Annotated in this window: 18 protein-coding genes; 11 read left to right on the top strand and 7 right to left on the bottom strand. The window is 34.8% G+C overall.

The window, feature by feature from the left end:
* Positions 1-147 precede the first annotated feature (147 nt).
* The 3 genes from EQG68_RS14525 to EQG68_RS14515 all read left to right on the top strand — a co-directional run bounded on the left by EQG68_RS14525 (position 148) and on the right by EQG68_RS14515 (position 4,763).
* Positions 148-2,547, top strand: coding sequence for a glycoside hydrolase family 31 protein (locus tag EQG68_RS14525; RefSeq protein ID WP_129465613.1), 2,400 nt, complete (start codon positions 148-150; stop codon positions 2,545-2,547).
* Positions 2,548-2,578: 31 nt separating this feature from the next.
* Positions 2,579-3,397, top strand: a complete 819-nt coding sequence (locus tag EQG68_RS14520) for a M48 family metallopeptidase (RefSeq protein WP_129465612.1) — start codon at positions 2,579-2,581, stop codon at positions 3,395-3,397.
* A gap of 64 nt (positions 3,398-3,461) precedes the next feature.
* A complete protein-coding gene (locus EQG68_RS14515; RefSeq protein WP_129465611.1) occupies positions 3,462-4,763 on the top strand; it encodes an MFS transporter in 1,302 nt (433 codons plus the stop codon).
* 23 nt (positions 4,764-4,786) lie between these two features.
* Here the strand turns inward: EQG68_RS14515 and EQG68_RS14510 are convergent, their stop codons facing one another.
* From EQG68_RS14510 to EQG68_RS14495, 4 genes are read right to left on the bottom strand one after another with little or no spacing between them, the layout of a single operon-like run.
* Positions 4,787-5,509: a head GIN domain-containing protein gene (locus EQG68_RS14510; protein ID WP_129465610.1), complete on the bottom strand. Its 723-nt coding sequence runs from the start codon at positions 5,507-5,509 to the stop codon at positions 4,787-4,789.
* Positions 5,510-5,528: 19 nt separating this feature from the next.
* A complete protein-coding gene (locus tag EQG68_RS14505; RefSeq protein ID WP_129465609.1) occupies positions 5,529-6,584 on the bottom strand; it encodes a hypothetical protein in 1,056 nt (351 codons plus the stop codon).
* Complete coding sequence (locus EQG68_RS14500; protein ID WP_129465608.1) at positions 6,568-7,119, bottom strand: anti-sigma factor; 552 nt, start codon at positions 7,117-7,119, stop codon at positions 6,568-6,570. Before EQG68_RS14500 ends, EQG68_RS14505 begins: the two co-directional genes overlap by 17 nt.
* 6 nt (positions 7,120-7,125) lie before the next feature.
* Complete coding sequence (locus tag EQG68_RS14495) at positions 7,126-7,674, bottom strand: RNA polymerase sigma factor (RefSeq protein WP_129465607.1); 549 nt, start codon at positions 7,672-7,674, stop codon at positions 7,126-7,128.
* 130 nt (positions 7,675-7,804) lie between these two features.
* Here EQG68_RS14495 and EQG68_RS14490 point away from each other — a divergent pair, with 130 nt between their 5' ends.
* The 4 genes from EQG68_RS14490 (at position 7,805) to cmk (ending at position 13,386) form a co-directional block, all read left to right on the top strand.
* Positions 7,805-8,551, top strand: coding sequence for a hypothetical protein (locus EQG68_RS14490; RefSeq protein WP_129465606.1), 747 nt, complete (start codon positions 7,805-7,807; stop codon positions 8,549-8,551).
* A 198-nt stretch (positions 8,552-8,749) separates the two neighbouring features.
* Positions 8,750-11,200 (top strand): endopeptidase La, encoded by a 2,451-nt coding sequence (gene lon, locus EQG68_RS14485; RefSeq protein ID WP_129465605.1) that lies wholly within the window; start codon positions 8,750-8,752, stop codon positions 11,198-11,200.
* A gap of 145 nt (positions 11,201-11,345) precedes the next feature.
* The gene (gene porQ / locus EQG68_RS14480; protein ID WP_129465604.1) at positions 11,346-12,365 is read left to right on the top strand and encodes a type IX secretion system protein PorQ; all 1,020 of its coding nucleotides are present in this window, start codon (positions 11,346-11,348) and stop codon (positions 12,363-12,365) included.
* A 334-nt stretch (positions 12,366-12,699) separates the two neighbouring features.
* Positions 12,700-13,386 carry a (d)CMP kinase gene (gene cmk, locus EQG68_RS14475; RefSeq protein WP_129465603.1) on the top strand — a complete coding sequence of 229 codons (687 nt, stop codon included), beginning with the start codon at positions 12,700-12,702 and terminating at the stop codon, positions 13,384-13,386.
* Here the strand turns inward: cmk and EQG68_RS14470 are convergent.
* The gene (locus EQG68_RS14470) at positions 13,363-13,875 is read right to left on the bottom strand and encodes a hypothetical protein (RefSeq protein ID WP_129465602.1); all 513 of its coding nucleotides are present in this window, start codon (positions 13,873-13,875) and stop codon (positions 13,363-13,365) included. The genes cmk and EQG68_RS14470 overlap by 24 nt on opposite strands.
* 174 nt (positions 13,876-14,049) lie before the next feature.
* Here EQG68_RS14470 and yaaA point away from each other — a divergent pair, with 174 nt between their 5' ends.
* On the top strand, positions 14,050-14,811 hold the full coding sequence (gene yaaA, locus EQG68_RS14465; RefSeq protein ID WP_129465601.1) for a peroxide stress protein YaaA: 762 nt from the start codon (positions 14,050-14,052) through the stop codon (positions 14,809-14,811).
* Positions 14,812-14,987: 176 nt separating this feature from the next.
* Here the strand turns inward: yaaA and EQG68_RS14460 are convergent, their stop codons facing one another.
* Positions 14,988-15,860, bottom strand: coding sequence for a winged helix-turn-helix domain-containing protein (locus EQG68_RS14460; RefSeq protein ID WP_246011774.1), 873 nt, complete (start codon positions 15,858-15,860; stop codon positions 14,988-14,990).
* A 131-nt stretch (positions 15,861-15,991) separates the two neighbouring features.
* Here EQG68_RS14460 and EQG68_RS14455 point away from each other — a divergent pair, with 131 nt between their 5' ends.
* From EQG68_RS14455 to EQG68_RS14445, 3 genes are all read left to right on the top strand, one after another.
* Positions 15,992-17,059, top strand: a complete 1,068-nt coding sequence (locus EQG68_RS14455) for a ligand-binding sensor domain-containing protein (RefSeq protein ID WP_129465600.1) — start codon at positions 15,992-15,994, stop codon at positions 17,057-17,059.
* Between the two features lie 179 nt (positions 17,060-17,238).
* A complete protein-coding gene (locus tag EQG68_RS14450; RefSeq protein ID WP_129465599.1) occupies positions 17,239-18,357 on the top strand; it encodes a ligand-binding sensor domain-containing protein in 1,119 nt (372 codons plus the stop codon).
* A 22-nt stretch (positions 18,358-18,379) separates the two neighbouring features.
* Positions 18,380-18,934 (top strand): hypothetical protein, encoded by a 555-nt coding sequence (locus EQG68_RS14445; protein ID WP_129465598.1) that lies wholly within the window; start codon positions 18,380-18,382, stop codon positions 18,932-18,934.
* On the opposite strand, the gene EQG68_RS14440 is transcribed toward EQG68_RS14445, so the two are convergent.
* A complete protein-coding gene (locus tag EQG68_RS14440; protein WP_129465597.1) occupies positions 18,882-19,196 on the bottom strand; it encodes a hypothetical protein in 315 nt (104 codons plus the stop codon). The two genes, EQG68_RS14445 and EQG68_RS14440, sit on opposite strands and share 53 nt — an antisense overlap.
* Between the last annotated feature and the right edge of the window lie 50 nt (positions 19,197-19,246).

Below are 19,246 nucleotides of genomic sequence, written 5' to 3'. Positions count from 1 at the left end.
AGAAGATATTAAATACTGAATTTTTTCTTTTTTGTAAAGTAATTTTCATTTTATCCAATACCGCAAACGTTTGAGTTAATAAAAGCTAAAATTAAAAACAGAATAATACGTTCAACTTTGTAAATTTGAACATTATAACCCAAAAGTATGATTACAAATACCGAATTAGAATACAAAGGCGATCAGTTTCCTTCTAAGATAATTTCTTATAACCAAGATGTTGACAACGTCTTTTTTTACACTGAAAATAATGTAGTTTTAAAGATAACGATTCTTCGTGACAGTATGATTCGTTTTCGATATACGACCAAAGGCTATTTCAACAAAGATTTTTCGTATGCTATTGACAAAGGACAATCGCATGGATATAATGAATTAGCAGTAGAAGAACACAAAACCCATTTTAGTATTACCACCAGCAAAATCGTTTGTAAAATCAATAAAGAAAATGCCAAAGTATCCATTTTTGATTTAGAAGGTTTTCAGATTTTAGATGATGAAATTGGTTTTCATTGGGAAGAAAGTTATGAGTTTGGCGGCAACATCGTCAAAATGAGTAAGAAAGCCAATGATGGCGAGTGTTATTATGGACTAGGTGATAAAGCCACTCATTTAAATTTAAAAGGAAAACGCGTTGAAAATTGGGCTACCGATCAATATGCTTTTCATCGCGATCAAGAACCGTTGTACAAAGTAGTACCGTTTTACATTGGCTTGCATCATAATAAAGCGTACGGTATCTTTTTTGATAATACGTTCCGAACGTTCTTTGATTTTTGTCACGAACGCAGAAATGTGACCAGTTTTTGGGCTGAAGGTGGAGAAATGAATTATTATTTCATATACGGTCCGAAAATGAAAGATGTAGTAACGAATTATACGCATCTAACCGGAAAACCTGAGCTTCCACCCATGTGGACATTGGGATATCATCAATGTAAATGGAGTTATTATCCGGAAAGTAAAGTCAAAGAAATTACTTCCACTTTCAGAAAATTACAAATTCCTTGTGATGCTATCTATTTAGATATTGATTATATGGAAGGTTTCCGCTGTTTTACTTGGAGCAAAGAATATTTCCCGGAACCCAAGCGAATGGTCGCTGAATTGGCCAAAGATGGTTTTAAAACCGTTGTCATTATTGACCCGGGAATAAAAATTGACAAAGAGTATTGGGTATATCAGGAAGCTTTAGATAAAGATTACTTTTGTAAACGTGCCGACGGACCCTATATGAAAGGAAAAGTTTGGCCGGGTGAATGTAATTTCCCTGACTATACCAATCCGGAAGTACGAGAATGGTGGGCCGGATTATTTAAAGAATTGATTTCAGATATTGGTGTAAAAGGAGTTTGGAACGATATGAATGAACCCGCTGTAATGGATGTTCCCGGAAAAACCTTTCCAATGGATGTTCGTCATGATTACGATGGAAATCCTTGTAGCCATCGAAAAGCTCATAACATTTACGGAACGCAAATGGCAAGAGCAACCTATGAAGGTGTGAAGCGATTTGCTTATCCAAAACGCCCTTTTATTATTACACGTTCGGCTTATTCCGGTGCCCAGCGATATACTTCGTCTTGGACGGGTGATAACGTAGCTACTTGGGAGCATTTATGGATTGCCAACATTCAAATGCAACGGATGTCGATAAGCGGAATGGGATTTACCGGTTCTGATATTGGTGGTTTTGCTGAGCAACCTTCAGGGGAATTGTACGCTCGTTGGATACAGTTAGGTGTATTTCATCCCTTTTGCAGAACCCATTCTTCCGGAGATCATGGTGAGCAAGAACCTTGGTCATTTGGTGAAGAGGTAGTCAACATTACCCGAAAATTTGTGAATCTTCGCTATCAATTATTGCCCTATTTATATACCATGTTTTGGAAATATGTGAATGAGGGAGAGCCAATGTTAAAACCGTTGGTTTATTATGATCAAGAAGATATTCAAACTTTATACAGAACGGATGAGTTTATTTTTGGAAATCAAATTTTGGTTTGTCCTATATTAGAACCCAATGCTTTAGGTCGTAGAATGTATTTACCCAAAGGGAAATGGTATAATTATTGGACGAATGAATTGGTGGAAGGAAAAAGAGAATTATGGGTAGCAACCGATTATGATCAAATTCCGATTTTCATCAAAGAAGGAGCTATTATTCCCAAATATCCGGTTCAACAATATGTGGGTGAAAAAGATTTTGATGAAATAACCTTAGATGTTTATTATACTCCAGGTAAAGAAAAAACCGTTTTATATGAAGATGCACAAGATGGTTATGATTATAACAAAGGCAGATTTTCATTACGTACTTTTAACTTAACCGGAAAAGAGAAAGAATTAATTATTCAGTTACATAAAGTTGGAGAATTTATAACTTCTTATCAAAAATTTAAAATCAATTTGATAGGCTTACCCTTTAAAGTTTCCGCTATTGAAATTGACAATGAAAAAGTTGCTTTTGATTCTATCTTTTTTGATGGAAAAGCCAGTATGGTAGTAGATAAATTTTTTACAGAACTTCATATTGTTGGGGAATAAGTTTATTTTTGTAGAAATAAAGATTTGAATTATGAAACGATATTTTCCTTTTGGATTATTTGGAGCTTTTGTATTTACAATGGGTTGTGCCACAAATCCTTTGACCGGTAAAAGTTCGCTTGCTTTGGTGAATAATAGTTCAATATTTCCCTCTGCTTTTCAACAATATAGTACTTTTTTAAAAGAAAACAAAGTAGTTTCGGGAACAGCTGATGCAAAACGAGTTGAAACAGTTGGCATCAAAATCAAACAAGCGGCTGAAAAATGGTTGACCGCTGTTGGTCATCCTGACTATTTAAAAGATTATCAATGGGAATATAAATTGGTAGAAGACAAAGCGGTAAATGCTTGGTGTATGCCCGGTGGAAAAATTGTAGTTTATACCGGAATTTTACCGGTAACAAAAGACGAAGCTGGTTTAGCCACTGTAATGGGTCACGAAGTTGCACACGCACTTTTAAATCACGGACAACAGCGAATGAGTGCCGGAATTTTGCAACAAGCCGGAGCAGTTGGAGTTGGGTTAGCGGTAGGAGAAAAAAGTGAACAAACACAGGCTTTAGCAATGACAGCCTATGGAGCGGGTTCACAAATGTTTGGTATGCTTCCATTTAGTAGAAGTCACGAAAGTGAAGCGGATAAAATTGGTTTAATTTTAATGGCTATAGCCGGATATAATCCGGAAGCAGCTGTTCCCTTTTGGCAGCGAATGGGAGCGGCTTCCGGCGGACAAGCTCCACCGGAATTTATGAGTACACACCCTTCACACGATACTCGCGTTTCCAATTTAACCAAATGGATCCCTGAAGCGAAAAAAGAAGCGGCAAAATATGGAGTAGTATTCAAATAAAAAATCAGTATCTTCGAAGCTGTTCTGAAAAGAGCAGCTTTTTTTATGACCAAAATTAACTTATATGGCAACACTCGAAAAGGGAAGTAGTAAACTTTTAAATGCTTGGGCTTTTTATGACTGGGCGAATTCGGTTTATCCGTTAGTCATTTCATCTTCTATTTTTCCGTTGTATTATGGCTTTTTATTTCCAAAGGAAAACCCCAATATTCTATTTTTGGGTTATGAATTTAAAAGTACAGCGTTAATCAGTTTTGTAACTGCATTTGCTTTTTTATGTGTCGCTTTTTTATCACCAATTCTATCCGGTATTGCCGATTTTGCCGGTAACAAAAAACGGTTTATGCAATTTTTCTGCTATTTAGGAGCCTTGTCTTGTATTGGGATGTATTGGTTTACAGCGGATAATATTTATTTTGGAATCGTCTGTTTCTTTTTTGGATTGATTGGTTTTTGGGGAAGTTTGGTGTTTTATAATTCGTATTTACCGGACATTGCTCATAAAGAACAACAAGACAGTTTGAGTGCCAAAGGATATTCAATGGGGTATGTTGGTAGCGTAATATTACTCGCTTTGAATTTGTATTTAATTTTAGGAAAAGATGGGGAAGAGGCTTTAAAAGCCATGCGAATGGCTTTTGCGATGACCGGAATTTGGTGGATTTTATTTGCTCAATATGCCTTTTGGTATCTTCCGAAAGGAAATAAAAATGCAGATAAAATAACGAAAGATGTCATTTTTAATGGTTTCAAAGAATTAAAAAAAGTACAAAGTCAGTTGTATCATAATTTAGTGTTATATCGCTATTTAGTGGCCTTTTTTGTGTATAGTATGGCGGTTCAAACGGTAATGTTGGTGGCTACTTATTTTGGGGAACAAGAAATCAATTGGGCAACGGATAGTGAAAAAACCACCGGATTAATTATCAGTATTTTAGTCATTCAATTGGTTGCAGTAATTGGAGCAACCTTAACTTCCAAAGCATCAGAAATGTTTGGCAATATTCCAACGTTGATTGTGGTCAACGCGATTTGGGCCATCATTTGTGTGTTTGCTTACTTTGTAACAGAGCCAATTCATTTTTATGTCACAGCCGGTTTTGTGGGAATGGTGATGGGAGGAATACAAGCATTATCTCGTTCGACGTATTCAAAATTTTTACCGAAAACAGAGGATACGGCTTCCTTTTTTAGTTTTTATGATGTAGCCGAAAAAATTGGAATCGTGATTGGAATGGCGATTTATGGAACAATCGATCAAATCACCGGAAGTATGCGAAATGCGATAGTATTTTTGATGGTTTTCTTTGTGGCGGGATTGTTATTGTTGCTGCGAGTACCAAAAGCTACTGCTTCCGAAGAGTAATTTCGGAAGCAGAATTATTTTATTTACATCATTTTGATCTTCCCTGAACCGGCCACTTTTGTGTCCACTTTTTTAGGTTTTCCTTTGTATTCAATATCACCGGAACCGGCCACTCGTGCTTCGATATATTCTGTACAATTTGTAGAAATATTTCCGGAACCTGAAACGTTTAATTTGCTGTTTTGTGTGGTTAATTCAAAGGCTTCAATATCACCTGAACCGGCAACACTGGCTTCTAAGTTTGCGGTTTTTCCACCCAATTTAATATTTCCGGAGCCAGATAAACTAGCTTCAATCGTATCGGAATCAAGACGTAGTGTAATATCACCAGAACCTGCTAATGCTACTTTAAATTGAGTAGTTTTTATTGTAAAATCTGCTATAATATCGCCTGAACCGGCTAAACTTGCAGCCGAAATATCTTCAACAGGAACAATAATTTCAATTTTTTTTCCTTTGGAAGGATAAAGACTAATTCCTTTTTCAGTTTTTATTTTTAAATTAGAACCATCTGTCTCAATGATAACATATTCTAAAAGATTTTCTTCCCCTTTTAAAGTAATCTTACCTTCTTTTCCCTCAACTAATGTAACATGGAAAGCTCCGGCAACACCAATTTCGTCATAATCAGATGTGGTTATGTTTTTGGAAATTATATTTCCGTTTCCTTTAATTTTTTCTTGTCCCCATTGAGCCGAAACGATTGAGACAGCCAGTACAGTTACTAATGTGATAATTTTTTTCATTGTGTTTATTTTTGATTGATTAATTAGATAAATTCAAGTTTACATTACCATAGTTGGATGAAATTGTCATTTTGTTTGCTCCGCTTTTTTTGTAATATCCTTTGTATGATTTTGTGGATTGTGTTTCCACTCTTGCAGTATATTCCAAGGGAGCTTCACTTTTAAAGTTGGCGTATTTAGTTGAAACGTCAAAGTCAAAATAATAATTGACACTGTGATTGATATTAATATTTGTATAACCCGCAGAAATTGAAATATTACTCGCTTTTGCTGAGACACCATTCAGAGAAAAATTACTGTAGTTGGTAGAAAGTTTCAAATTATTTTCAATTTCATCAATTTTAATCGTTAAATAATTTCCACTTCCTTCCACATTATTTACCTTACCTATCACAATTTTCCCGTAATTACTGTCGTATTTTAAATTATTACCATTCATCACAGTCACATCGGTGTAGCTTGTATTTAAATCTACATTAGAAAAGGAACCGACAGTTAATCCGGAGTATTTTGCATTGATTATACCATTTTTCAAACTTTCGATGGATGACTTATTACAGTAATCGATTTTAATAGTATTGGAAGAATTATTCAATTTTCCCATCGAAATTTTTCCGTATTTACAGAGGATGTCACTGCTTCCGTTTAAATCATGTGTGACAATGTTACCATACTGATTTTCTATTTTCACGTTTCCGTTTTTTGGGATTTTTACGGTATAATTCACTTCCATACTGGTTCTTCGACCGGAATTACTCACTTTATCAAAAATAGTTTTGGCTGAATAAAGACTTTTTGTTCCACCAAATTCAATTGAAATGGAAGCTAATTTTTTATCAACCCAGCTTTCATCATCGCCACTGACAGTAATGACCACGTCAATATCAATTTTATCTTCGTCCCAAGTAGTTACAAATACATTTCCGTATTTGTTGTCAATGTCAACCGTTGCATCTGAGTTTACTATGACTGTTTTTTTTGTGTTTTTTTGTTTGGTGTATTTTCCGTTGTGCTCGGTGGCAAATCCTGAAGAAATTACAAAAAAGATTAATAATAAATTATATAGATTTTTCATTTTCAATGTTTTTTTGATGATTAATGATTTCAATTTTTTTAATTACTTCTTCCAGAAATGAAATTCGTGTTTGAAAATTCAGAATCATAGCATGAAGCAATTGTTTGGTGTCTCCGTTTTTTTGTAATTCGTTGATGATTTTTTGATAATCTTGTTCAAATATGTTCATTTGAGTGAGAGCATCGTTGATAATTTGTTCCGTTTCCGGGGTTTGTTTTGATTTTAAATCGGTTAATTCTTTTTCAACCACCGACGCAAAGTAATCGTGGGTTTCTTTGGTCTGTGCCGATGCGTTCTGCCATTGATTAGTTGGCGGATTGTCATTTTTAAGTTGATAAAAACTGATGATTCCGGCAATCAATAGGAGCGAAGCTGCTAATGATAGTGGCATCCAATTTTTCTTTTTGGTTTGAACCGGTTCTGCGTTTAGTTTTTTCAAAAACCGTTCGGAATGACCTAACCGTGGTGTTTCGGTATCCCACTGATTTTCAAATTGACTAAATAATCTTTCAATTGAATCTTTTTTCTCTTTCATGTTCTTTTATTTTGAAGCTAATTGCATGCGTAAACTTTCTTTTGCTCTACTCAAAGTCGTCCGGCAGTTGGCATAACTGATGTTTATAATTTCACAAACTTCTTCTAAATCATAGCCTTCAATTAAGACCAACGTTAATATCATGCGATAACTTTCTTTTAATTTGTGCATGGCGTTCATAATTTCCTGAACTTTCATATTTGTGTAGTCAATTACATCCTCCTCCGGTTTGTCTTCAATTTTGTATGCTTTTGCTTCATAGTCGTCGTGATTAAAAAAGCTGTTTTTTTTATAAAAATCAATACTGTAATTAATCACAATTCGTTTTAGCCAAGCTCCAAAAGCCACTTCACCTTTGAATGTTTCGAGTTTATGAAACGCTTTCAAAAAAGCTTCTTGCATCACATCTTCGGCAAAATGTTCATCTTTCACAATGCGAAGAGCCACGTTATACATCGCTTTGCAATAGCGATTATACACTTCTACTTGTGCTTTTTGATTATTTTGCTTACAGAGCGAAATCAGTTGCTCAATATTTTCGTTAGCTAAACTCAATCGGTTGACTTTGATTTGATATAATGACAGAAAGATTTTTGAAATGTTACAGTTTTGTAAAAATAATTTATTAAAACCTATCTATTCCTACTAAACAATTTTTATATTTGAAAATTAATTTTACAATCTTATGAAAAAGCAATCGTTTCTTGTTTATCTTTTCTTAGTTTTTATTGCATTCAACTCATCTTGTTCTGATGAATTTGAACCGGTTGACCCCGCTATTCAGATTCCGAGCAATGGAGGTGGAAATAACGGCGGTGGAGGTAACAACGGCGGTGGTGTTTCTACAGGCGATTATTGGCCTATGACAGTAAATAATCAGTGGGTTTTTTCTCAATCAGGAGTTAATCAAGCACCAATGAAAATTATTGGAACAGAACAATATAATGGAAAAGCCTATTACACGTATGATAATTTATTTGGCATTTCAACTGCCGGAGATCAATTTGAAGGAATTATTGCTACGAGAAAAGAAAATGGAGTTTATTATTATTTAGCAGCAATCAATATTCCATCTGTTGGAGGAAATCCCTCAATAAGTGTTTCTCCCCTTGAAATTATTGTGTTAAAAGATTTTTTAGAAGTTAATGAAACTTGGACACAAAGTTTAACACAAACAACGACTATAACCGGTGTTCCGCCAATTACAACCGAAGTAAATATAACCGGTAAAGTACTTGAAAGAGATGCTAATCTTGAAGTTGGATCAACAACATTTGAAAATGTCATCAAAGTTGAAGTAATTCAAAATACCCAAGGTCAGGTGAATACAAATTACTATTGGTTTGCTAAAGATGTTGGTGTAATTAAATATCAAAATATAATACAAGGCACAAATACAACCAGTGAATTGGTATCCTATACGATAAACTAATCTGTTAACAATAAATAGTAAAAAACCGTTTAATTTTTATTAAACGGTTTTTTTATGGCATGTATTTTGACTATTTATACTAAAGAAAATGCATTTCATCGTTTTTGTAAGTTTTTATAACTCATTATCAATAAGATGAATTATATTTGATATCTTTTATTAGAAAATTATTAATGACAAATTGACCCTATTTACTATATGTCAAACCACAATATCATAACGCTTGACAAAATGTCACTTCATGATTTCGATACAGAAGCCGATTTAATTCCGCTACTTACACCGGAGGATGAAGAAGAAATGGCCAATGAACAATTGCCTAATTCACTAGCTATATTACCTCTTCGAAACACTGTCTTGTTTCCCGGTGTTGTAATTCCTATTACAGCGGGAAGAGATAAATCAATTAAATTGATTAACGATGCCAATGCGGCAGGAAAAGTGATTGGTGTAGTCGCACAAAAAGACGAAGATATTGAAGATCCAACCCGTGATGATATCCATCAAATCGGAACAGTTGCTCAAATTCTTAGGGTACTTAAAATGCCCGATGGAAATGTTACGGTTATTCTACAAGGTAAAAAACGTTTTCAGATTAGTAAAGTCATTTCGGAAGAGCCCTACATCAATGCGTTGATTAAAGAAGTTCCTGAAAAAAGACCAAGTGTAACCGATACAGAATTTGGTGCGATTATAGATTCCATTAAAGAAATTGCAATTAAAATTATAAAGGAAAGTCCAAACATTCCAACGGAAGCTACTTTCGCCATTAAAAACATTGAAAGCCAATCGTTTTTAATCAACTTTGTTTCCTCGAACATGAATTTAGATGTGAAAGAGAAACAAGATTTACTATCGATGAATATTTTGAAAGAAAGAGCACTTTCAACTTTGCGGTACATGAATACGGAATTGCAAAAGTTGGAATTGAAGAATGATATTCAATCAAAAGTTCGAGTGGATTTAGACCAACAGCAGCGTGAATATTTTTTACATCAGCAGATGAAAACCATTCAGGAAGAATTGGGTGGTGTTTCTTATGATCAGGAAATTGATGAAATGCGTGCCAAAGCGAAAGGAAAAAAATGGGACGAAAAAGTAGAAAAACACTTTGAAAAAGAAATATCAAAGCTACAACGAACTAATCCGCAATCGCCTGATTTTGGTATACTTCGCAACTATTTAGAACTTTTTCTTGAATTACCATGGAACAATTTTTCCAAAGATAATTTCGATTTAAAAAGAGCTCAAAAAATTCTGGATAAAGATCATTTTGGTTTGGAGGATGTTAAAAAGCGAATCATCGAGCATTTAGCAGTTCTGAAATTGCGAAATGACATGAAATCGCCAATCATTTGTTTAACCGGTCCTCCTGGAGTTGGAAAAACATCCATTGGAAAATCTATTGCTAAAGCGTTAGGTAGAGAATATGTTCGCATGTCATTAGGCGGTTTGCGTGATGAAGCTGAGATTCGCGGACACAGAAAAACTTACATTGGAGCAATGCCCGGTAGAATTTTACAAAATTTAAAAAAGGCAGGAACTTCCAATCCGGTTTTTGTATTAGATGAAATTGATAAGCTGTCTGTCAGTCATTCCGGAGATCCATCTTCTGCTCTTTTGGAGGTATTAGACCCTGAACAAAACAAAGAATTCTACGATAATTTCCTTGAAATGGGATTTGATTTGTCGAAAGTCATGTTTATTGCCACATCCAACACCATGACAACCATTCAACCTGCTTTGAAAGACCGAATGGAAGTCATCAAAATGACAGGCTATACCATTGAAGAAAAAGTAGAAATTGCTCGTCAACATTTATTTCCAAAACAGTTAAAAGAGCATGGTTTAACAACCAAACATTTAACCATTGGAAAGCGTCAATTAGAAAAAATAATTGAAGGTTATACCAGAGAATCCGGTGTTAGAGCCTTAGAACAAAAATTAGCTCAAGTTATCCGAAATGCAGCCAAATCAGTTGCCATGGAGGAGGAATATAATATAAAAGTAACTGATGAAGACATCATCAAAAGCTTAGGTGCTCCTCGTTTAGAAAGAGATAAATCAGAAGGAAATGATGTGGCCGGTGTAGTTACCGGTTTGGCATGGACAAGCGTTGGTGGAGATATTCTGTTTATTGAATCGTTGATTTCCAAAGGAAAAGGGACACTTACCTTAACTGGAAATTTAGGTACAGTAATGAAAGAATCGGCAACAATTGCCATGGAATATATTAAGTCGAATGCAGAATTACTGGGTGTTAATCAGGAAATTCTTCAGAATTATAATATTCACATTCACGTTCCGGAAGGAGCCACACCAAAAGACGGACCAAGTGCCGGAATTGCCATGCTAACTTCTTTAGTGTCAGTTTTAACACAAAAAAGAGTGAAAAAGAATTTGGCGATGACCGGTGAAATTACCTTGCGTGGAAAAGTACTTCCCGTGGGCGGAATCAAAGAAAAAATCTTGGCTGCCAAAAGAGCCAACATCAAAGAAATTATTTTGTGTGCCGACAACAAGCACGATATTGATGAAATCAAAGCGGATTATTTGGATGGTTTAACCTTTCATTATGTGCGAGAAATGAGTGAAGTAATTGCACTCGCCATCACCAATCAGAAAGTTAAAAATGCTAAATCACTTTAAATAAAAAAGTTGTTTTTAAAAGTTGGTGTCGTCAAAAGCACCAACTTTTTTATTGGCTTATTTTTATTTTTAAGATAAATTTACTGAGCAAAAAATAATATCTTCGCATTACCGTTATCATTAAGCTAACTGAGTTCCGTTTATAATGTTTAAAAACTTTTTACGTCTTTCCTTTGTTCTTTTTTGTACTGTGAGCTACAGCCAAATTGGTGGACAATCCGTGTATCAGTTTTTGAACTTAGTTACTTCTCCCAGACAAGCTGCCTTGGGCGGAAAAGTAATTACCCATTACGATTATGATGTGAATGCCGGAATCTTCAATCCCGCCAGTATTAACAACGAAATGAATAATCATCTGTCGGTTAATTACGGAAATTATTATGGTGAAATTACTTATGGTACTGCAGCTTATGCTTATACGTATGATCGTCATGTGCAAACCTTTCATGCCGGCGTGAGTTATGTAAACTATGGAACTTTTGAAGGATATGATGAAAACGGTACTCGAACTGCTGATTTTTCAGGAAGTGAAGCAGCTCTGTCTTTTGGTTATTCTTATAATTTGCCTTTCACCGATTTTTACATCGGAGCAAATGCTAAATTAATTACCTCCACTTTAGAAAGTTATAATTCCTTTGGTGGAGCCTTAGACATTGGAGCGTTATATATAGATGAACGAAATGATATCAATTTTGCATTAGTCATCCGAAATATTGGAACTCAATTTACAACCTATGCCGGAACACAAGAAAAATTACCGTTGGAAATTTTAGCCGGAATTTCGCAAGAAGTTGAAAATGTTCCGATACGTTGGCATATCACCTTAGAAAATTTACAACAATGGAACATCGCTTTTTCCAATCCTGCTCGTGCAGAAGGTAACTTAGACGGAGGTCAACGGGAAGAAAAAGTTTCTTTTTTCAATAATGCACTTCGTCACTTAATTTTGGGAGCCGAATTATTTCCCGGAAGAGCATTTAATCTTCGTATAGGTTATAATTTTAGGAGAAGTGAAGAATTGCGAATTGTAGACCAACGGCATTTTTCCGGCATTTCTGCCGGATTTAGTCTTCGTTTTAATAAAGTACGTTTTGATTATTCTTATTCCAGGTATACTGTGGCGGCAAATACGAGTTTGTTTGGTTTGATGATTAATTTGCAGTAGTTTTCAGTCACAGTCACAGTTTTCAGTTTTGTGTAGATTATTTCTTTTGTACTACTTTTTGCACTGAATTGTGTGAGGGATTGCAGCGGAGAGCCCACAGAGAGGAGGCACGACGAACGAGGACTTGCAGCGGAAAGCCCGACCCGGAGCTTGCGGAGGGGCACACCCAAATTTTTAGTTAGGAGTTAATAGTTAGGAGTTTAGAAGTTTAAAAAAGGTTTAGAAACCTTGATTTTTGAAATTGCCATTGATTTTTGTACTTGTCATTGCCATTGATTTTTGAAAAGAACGTATCTTAGCCACTCAGAAACTTAGCGACTCAGCATTTCAGAAAATGAACAACATTACCATCGCCATTGACGGATTCTCTTCTACCGGTAAAAGTACATTAGCCAAACAATTGGCCAATCATTTGGGTTATGTTTACGTGGATACGGGTGCGATGTATCGTGCGGTGACTTATTTTGCGATGCAGCATAATTTGATTTCAGAGGATTTTTTTGATGCTGAAGGTTTGATTAAAAAGTTACCGGAAATCAAACTTCACTTTGAATTTAATGCTGAGTTGGGTTTTGCTGAAATGTTTCTGAATGATGTGAATATTGAAAATGAAATCCGAACCATCGACGTTTCTCGTTTGGTAAGCAAAATTGCTGAAATTTCCGAAGTCAGAGCAAAATTGGTCGAGCAGCAACAAGCCATGGGTAAAAACAAAGGCATCGTGATGGATGGTCGGGATATTGGAACCGTTGTTTTTCCGGATGCAGAATTAAAATTGTTCATGACTGCGAGTGCTCACACGCGAGCGAAACGTCGTTTTGATGAATTGGCAGAAAAAGGGCAATTGGTTTCGTATGAAGAAGTGTTGCAAAACGTGCAAGAACGCGATTATATTGATACACATCGTGAAGATTCACCTTTAGTAAAAGCTGAGGATGCGATTGAAATTGATAATTCAACCTTAACCAAAAAAGAACAATTTGATTTGGTTTTGGATTTAATCCACAAGTTTTTTGCTTAACTCGGTTTTAGTGGAAAGGTCGCCATTAATCATAAAATAGCGAAGGTTAAGGATGTTTTCATTCATGATGTCCTTCTGAATTTCATATTGAAAAGAAAACAAGCAGTTTCCAAAACAAGTTGTTCCATAACCATGATAGATGAGGTTTAGTGTGTCATCAACAATTTCAATTTCTCCTAAAAAAGAATAGCCACAATTACTGGGAGCACTGAATGTAATAAGACAATGGTTTTCTTCTAACACTATTTTTTCAATAGAAGTTGGAATCATCTCTTCCGTATAGTCAAGGGCAATGTTTTTTACTTCAAACCCAAGAAAAGCCATTCCACTGTTTTTGGCGGCATTAATTTTTGAACTGTTATGCAAAATTGAATTTCCTTTTAATTCATTATTTTGCAAATTGGGTTTTGAAACTTCTTCAAAATGAGTCTGACCCGCTACCAAAATCGGCAAAAAAAGTAATAGTAATTTAACTGATAAGGTTCTCATTGTTAAGTAATTTACACTCAAATGTAGAAAAATGATTTGCCAACACCTATTTTTTTCGTTCAAGTGCAGGAAATGCCGATATAATTTTAGTTGATGGAACAATCAATACTTTCCATTTTTACGTAGATGATTTTTGGGAATCAATTTGTAATTTTGGAATAATAAAATATAGTTATGAAAATCGTTATATCTCCCGCCAAATCATTGGATTATGAAAGTCCGATACCAACCAATCAATCCACTATTTCTTGCTTTCTAAAAGAAGCAAACATGATTAATCGTCAACTAAAAAAGCAAAAACCTAAAAAGTTGATGGAATTAATGGATATATCAGAGAAATTGGCCGATTTGAATTGGCAACGCAACCAAGAACGTGATTTGGATAACTTTACCTCAGAAAACTCACGTCAAGCGATTTACGCGTTTAATGGTGATGTGTATATCGGTTTGGATATTCACACTTTGCCTTCGGAAAAATTAGATGTTTTGCAAGATAAACTCCGCATTTTGTCCGGATTATATGGTTTTTTGAAGCCCTTGGATTTGATGCAGCCGTATCGATTGGAAATGGGAACCAAATTTCCGGTCGGTAAAAGCAAAAATTTATATGAGTTTTGGAAAGCGAAAATCACCAAGCAATTAAACAGCGAATTGCAAAAAGGCGAACTTTTTATCAACCTTGCAAGCAATGAATATTTTGATGCCGTGGATGTGAAAGCATTGAAAGTTCCTGTCATCACCCCCGAATTCAAAGATTACAAAGACGGAAAATTAAAAATAATAAGTTTTTTTGCTAAGAAGGCAAGAGGCATGATGGTTCGTTACATCATTGATACGAATGCTGAAACGATTGAGGATTTAAAAGGGTTTAATTATGAAGGGTATGCATTTGATGCGAATTTGAGTAAGGGAAATACGTTGGTGTTTACGAGGTAGGTTTGTTTCAAGTTTCAGGTTTCAAGTTTCAGGTTTCAAGTTACAAGTTTCAGGTTTGGGATTTGCTTAGAATTGATAATTTGAAGTCATTAATCCGCTTTTATTCTTTTATAGCGAAGCTTTAAAAATCTGTGAAGATTAGCGTTTGCATAGCAATCCGTTGAATCCGTGTTCCATTAAGAGCCATTTGCTTTAATCTCAAGCATATACCCAATTCCATGCACATTGGTCAACTTAATGCTTTCATCTTCACTTAGTTTTTTACGCAGTTTTGAGATGTATGTATCCAAACTTCTCCCCACAAAAACCCCGTGATCTTCCCACACTTTTTTAGAGAGTTCTTCTCGTTTGATGATTTTGTTGGGGTTTTCTATAAATAGCGAAAGCAATTCCACTTCTTTTTTGGAAAGATTGATTTCAATGGCTTTTACTTTTAATTTATTTTCTTCCGGATAAAATTGAAATTTACCCAACGAAATAAAATGTTCGTTAGTGGAATCAAGTTGTTTCGTTTTTTTCTTTTTGGGGAAGAACATAAAAGCTGAAAGTAGACTTAATGATATTAATGCAATCCAAATAATTTTAGAATTGGAAGTTGTTGTTTTTTCTAAAAAGCGTACTTCAATCGTATAACATTTTTGTGGAATTGTTCGTCCACTACAAGGAACGATACTTTTTTCAACGCTATGGTTTTGCAAAAAACTATACGCCACTGCCAAATCTTTGCATTGTTTCACTTCCAGTTGATAATGGGAGGGAAGGTTGGCTTTTTGAAAACTTTCTTGTACAACTTTTACCAAAGTATCCGGAAAAATAGTCAGTTCTCTCTCAAAGGAAAGTTGAAATTTTGATTCTTCTACTTTTTGAACCGGTAGTATAAGCGAGGTACTGTCTTGATTGGCTAGCAAAAGTTTATTTCCTACATCTCGCAATGCAATCTTTACTAATTCAGAAAAGGTTTCGTCTTTTTTAGTAGAAGTGAAAACCATGATTGCAGCAAAAATGGCTAAGCAAACACTACCGTAAAAATATATTTTTCGTTGATTCATAAGTAATGCAAATAACAAACAATTTTGTGATTTTTTAAAACCGTTGACACTTCTTTTACATTTTTTTTGCATTTCAATGAATCGATTAGGGTAGTTTTACATCAAGTTTTAATTTTAATATAGCAATAGAAATGAAAAGTATCCAATCAATCCTCAATAATAGCATAGTTGTTTTTATTATATTGTTAACTACATCTTGCAATTCACAAGAAAAGAAAGTAGAAACTACTGAAGTAGCAAATCAGATAGTACAAAAAAACGATGCACAAATTGGTGAATATGTGGGAGTGTATGAAGAGTCTAACGGTACTTTATGGTTTCTTACTTTGGCAAAAGGAGTAGCAAAATATGACGGAAACAAATTGGTTTATTTTACCATGGATGATGGATTGCCAAGTAATCGAATTGTTGATATTGTGGAAGATAAAAAAGGCAACTTATGGTTTGGTACAGGAGTCGGAATAGCAAAATATGACGGAAAAACATTTACCAACTTTTCAGAGAAAGACGGACTTTGCAGTGACATGATAAGCAACTTATTAATTGACAGCAAAGGAGTTTTTTGGATTGGAACTTGGGGAGGCGTTTGTACCTTTGACGGAACTCAATTTAAGAATTTTCCAATACCGTACCCAAAAGTAGCAACTCAAATCAATCCTGATACCAAAGATTGGATCACCTCGATTATGGAAGATTCTAATGGAAATATTTGGTTTGGAAGAGACGGTTATGGTGCCAGTAAGTTTGATGGACGCTCATTCGTTCATTATACCACAAAGGAAGGCTTGAACTCAAGCAATGTTCAATCAATTGTTGAAGACAAGGAAGGAAATTTTTGGATGGGAACAAGAGTTGCCGAAAGAGACAACCCAGACCCGGACAAACGATTTGGAAAAGGAGGATTAAATAAACTTGATGGTAAAAAGATTATTCATTTTCCAAAAAATGAAGGACTTAATGAAAATGACGTGTATGCCATTTACAAAGACAATTCAAATGATTTGTGGTTTAGCACAATAAGTAATGGTGTTTACAAATACGCGAATAACGAGTTCATAAATTATAAAGTCCCTGTTCCGATCATGGATATATTGGAAGATAAAAAAGGAACTCTTTGGTTGGGATGTGCAGGTGGATTATATAAAATTGATCAAAACGGAAAAGTAATTAATGTAACGATAAATGGTCCTTGGGAATAAAAAATGCCAATTCATAAAAAAGTACTAGTGAAAAACCTAAAAAAAATCATTTTCAAGACTGTTGACACTTTTTTTACCTATTTTTTAGATTTTAAACAATTGATAGGAGTAGTTTTACATTAAGTTTGTTCGGATAGATGAACTAAATCTTACACACTCCTTAATAATAAGAAATAACAATGAAATACATTCTATTAACTATTTTTAAAACAAAAGCAATTTGTCTCTCAATTCTATGTTCGTTGTGTATGACGTCGTGTGCCGGTCAAATTGAAAAAAACACTACATCATTAAAATTTATTCCTGAACAAACGAAAATATTGGCTGAAAAAATCAGTATAAAAGCAGAAACGTTACCCGAATTTAGAGTAAACATTCATGATGAAGATGAACAAGGTAACCAAATCAGTGGGGTGATTCGCACTGTTTTTCAAGATAGTAAGGGTAATTTTTGGTTCGGCACGCAAAATGGACTTTGCAGAAAAGACCAAAACGAGTTAGTCTATTTTGATCTGAAAGATGCATTGGCTCAATCTGTAACGGTTCATGTAATTTTGGAAGATAATTCCGGAAACATCTGGATTGGTTTTGGTGGTGGAATTGCAAAATACGATGGAGCATATTTTACCGTTTTTCACGAAAAAAGCATCCTAACCAATAGTAGTCTTTGGAGCATGCTAATGGATTCAAAAGGAACGCTTTGGGTTGGGACTACACAAGGTGTCTTTACTTTTGATGGCAAAGCATTTACACCGTTTGAAATTCCGGAAGGAAAAGTAAATCCAAACTTTGGCGTTAGTACTGCAAAAATGATACATTCCATTATAGAGGATAGCAAAGGCAATAAGTGGTTTGCCACTAATGGAGGAGCGTATAGGTTTGATGGAGAGAAATTGACAAACATTTCTGCAAAAGACCAATCGATTTCTAATTTTGTGCATCAGATAATTGAACGTAAAGATGGAACGTTTTGGATTTCTGCTTCAAACGGACTTTTTCACTTCAATGGAAAAACCTTTCAAAACATCACTGAAAATGTACTTGGAAAAGAGGTAGGCGTTGGCTGCGTTTTTGAAGATAAAACCGGCACGATTTGGTTTTCTGCCAACAAACGTGAAATCCATCATTATAACGGTAAAACATTCCAAAAAGTACAAATAAAAGAAGGGAATTTTAGCCCATTTCCATTTCAAATTTACCAAGACCATCAAGAGCGACTTTGGTTTGTTGGCTTTAAAGGAGCATATCGAATAGAAAACAATAACTTTATCAATATTAATAGGAATGGACCTTGGTAAAAAACATCTTAAATCATCCATCATGAACAACAATTTATTTTTTTGTTTAGTACTACTTTCGTTCAATTACAATTGTGCGGAAGTCAACTCACAAGACATAGCTCAAAACAGCAAAGTAGCAGACAGTGTGTATATTGGTCCCACTCATTTTAGCGATGATTTGGTGCGAGAAGATTCACTTTACACTGCAATTATTCGCATCGACAAACAAAGCGAAAAGGAACATGTACTTTCCATTCAAATGAATTTGAAGAAGAATAGCTATTTTGTTTCAGCTACAGAACACGATTCGTTTAAAGGAAAATTTAAGATTGTGCTGACAGAACCGCAACATCTCCAAACCAATGGGTCTATCATCGAAACGCCATTATCAAAAGTGGATGAAAATCACGGTTTTGTAAAATTGGTTCGCCAAAACACGCATTACAAACAATCACTAAAAGTCCTTTCCAACGAAAATTTTGAGGTCTATGGCTATCTCCAATTTACAATTGAACCCCGTTGCACGTTGGAAAAAATCCCGTTTATTCTTTCGTATGTGGATGGGAAGTTGAGTGTGAAAATGGATGGGTGTTAACAGTTGTCAATTTATACAAAGCAATTCCTAAAAGCCCTCCAATAATAAAAGAAACCATAAAATTTGTAAAATTTGGAACAGGATGACCATTATCTACAGGTCCGGCACTATAAAACAGACACATAAACGAATTCATTTCGTTTGTGTGATAATAGCAAGGATCAGGAATTAATAAATCATAAATAATTGTAAAACTAAATAAGAACATCATGACTCCGCCTAAGCCAATAAAAATAAACTTTGAAGTATTGCTTTTTTTCATGATTTGTTTTGAAATTATTTTTATTATTTCTTTTCAAATTAATTTATTTT

This window comes from Flavobacterium piscinae (genome assembly GCF_004122145.1).
In the GTDB taxonomy this organism is placed as follows: Bacteria; Bacteroidota; Bacteroidia; order Flavobacteriales; family Flavobacteriaceae; genus Flavobacterium; species Flavobacterium piscinae.
This window is presented reverse-complemented; position numbering and strand designations above follow the sequence as displayed.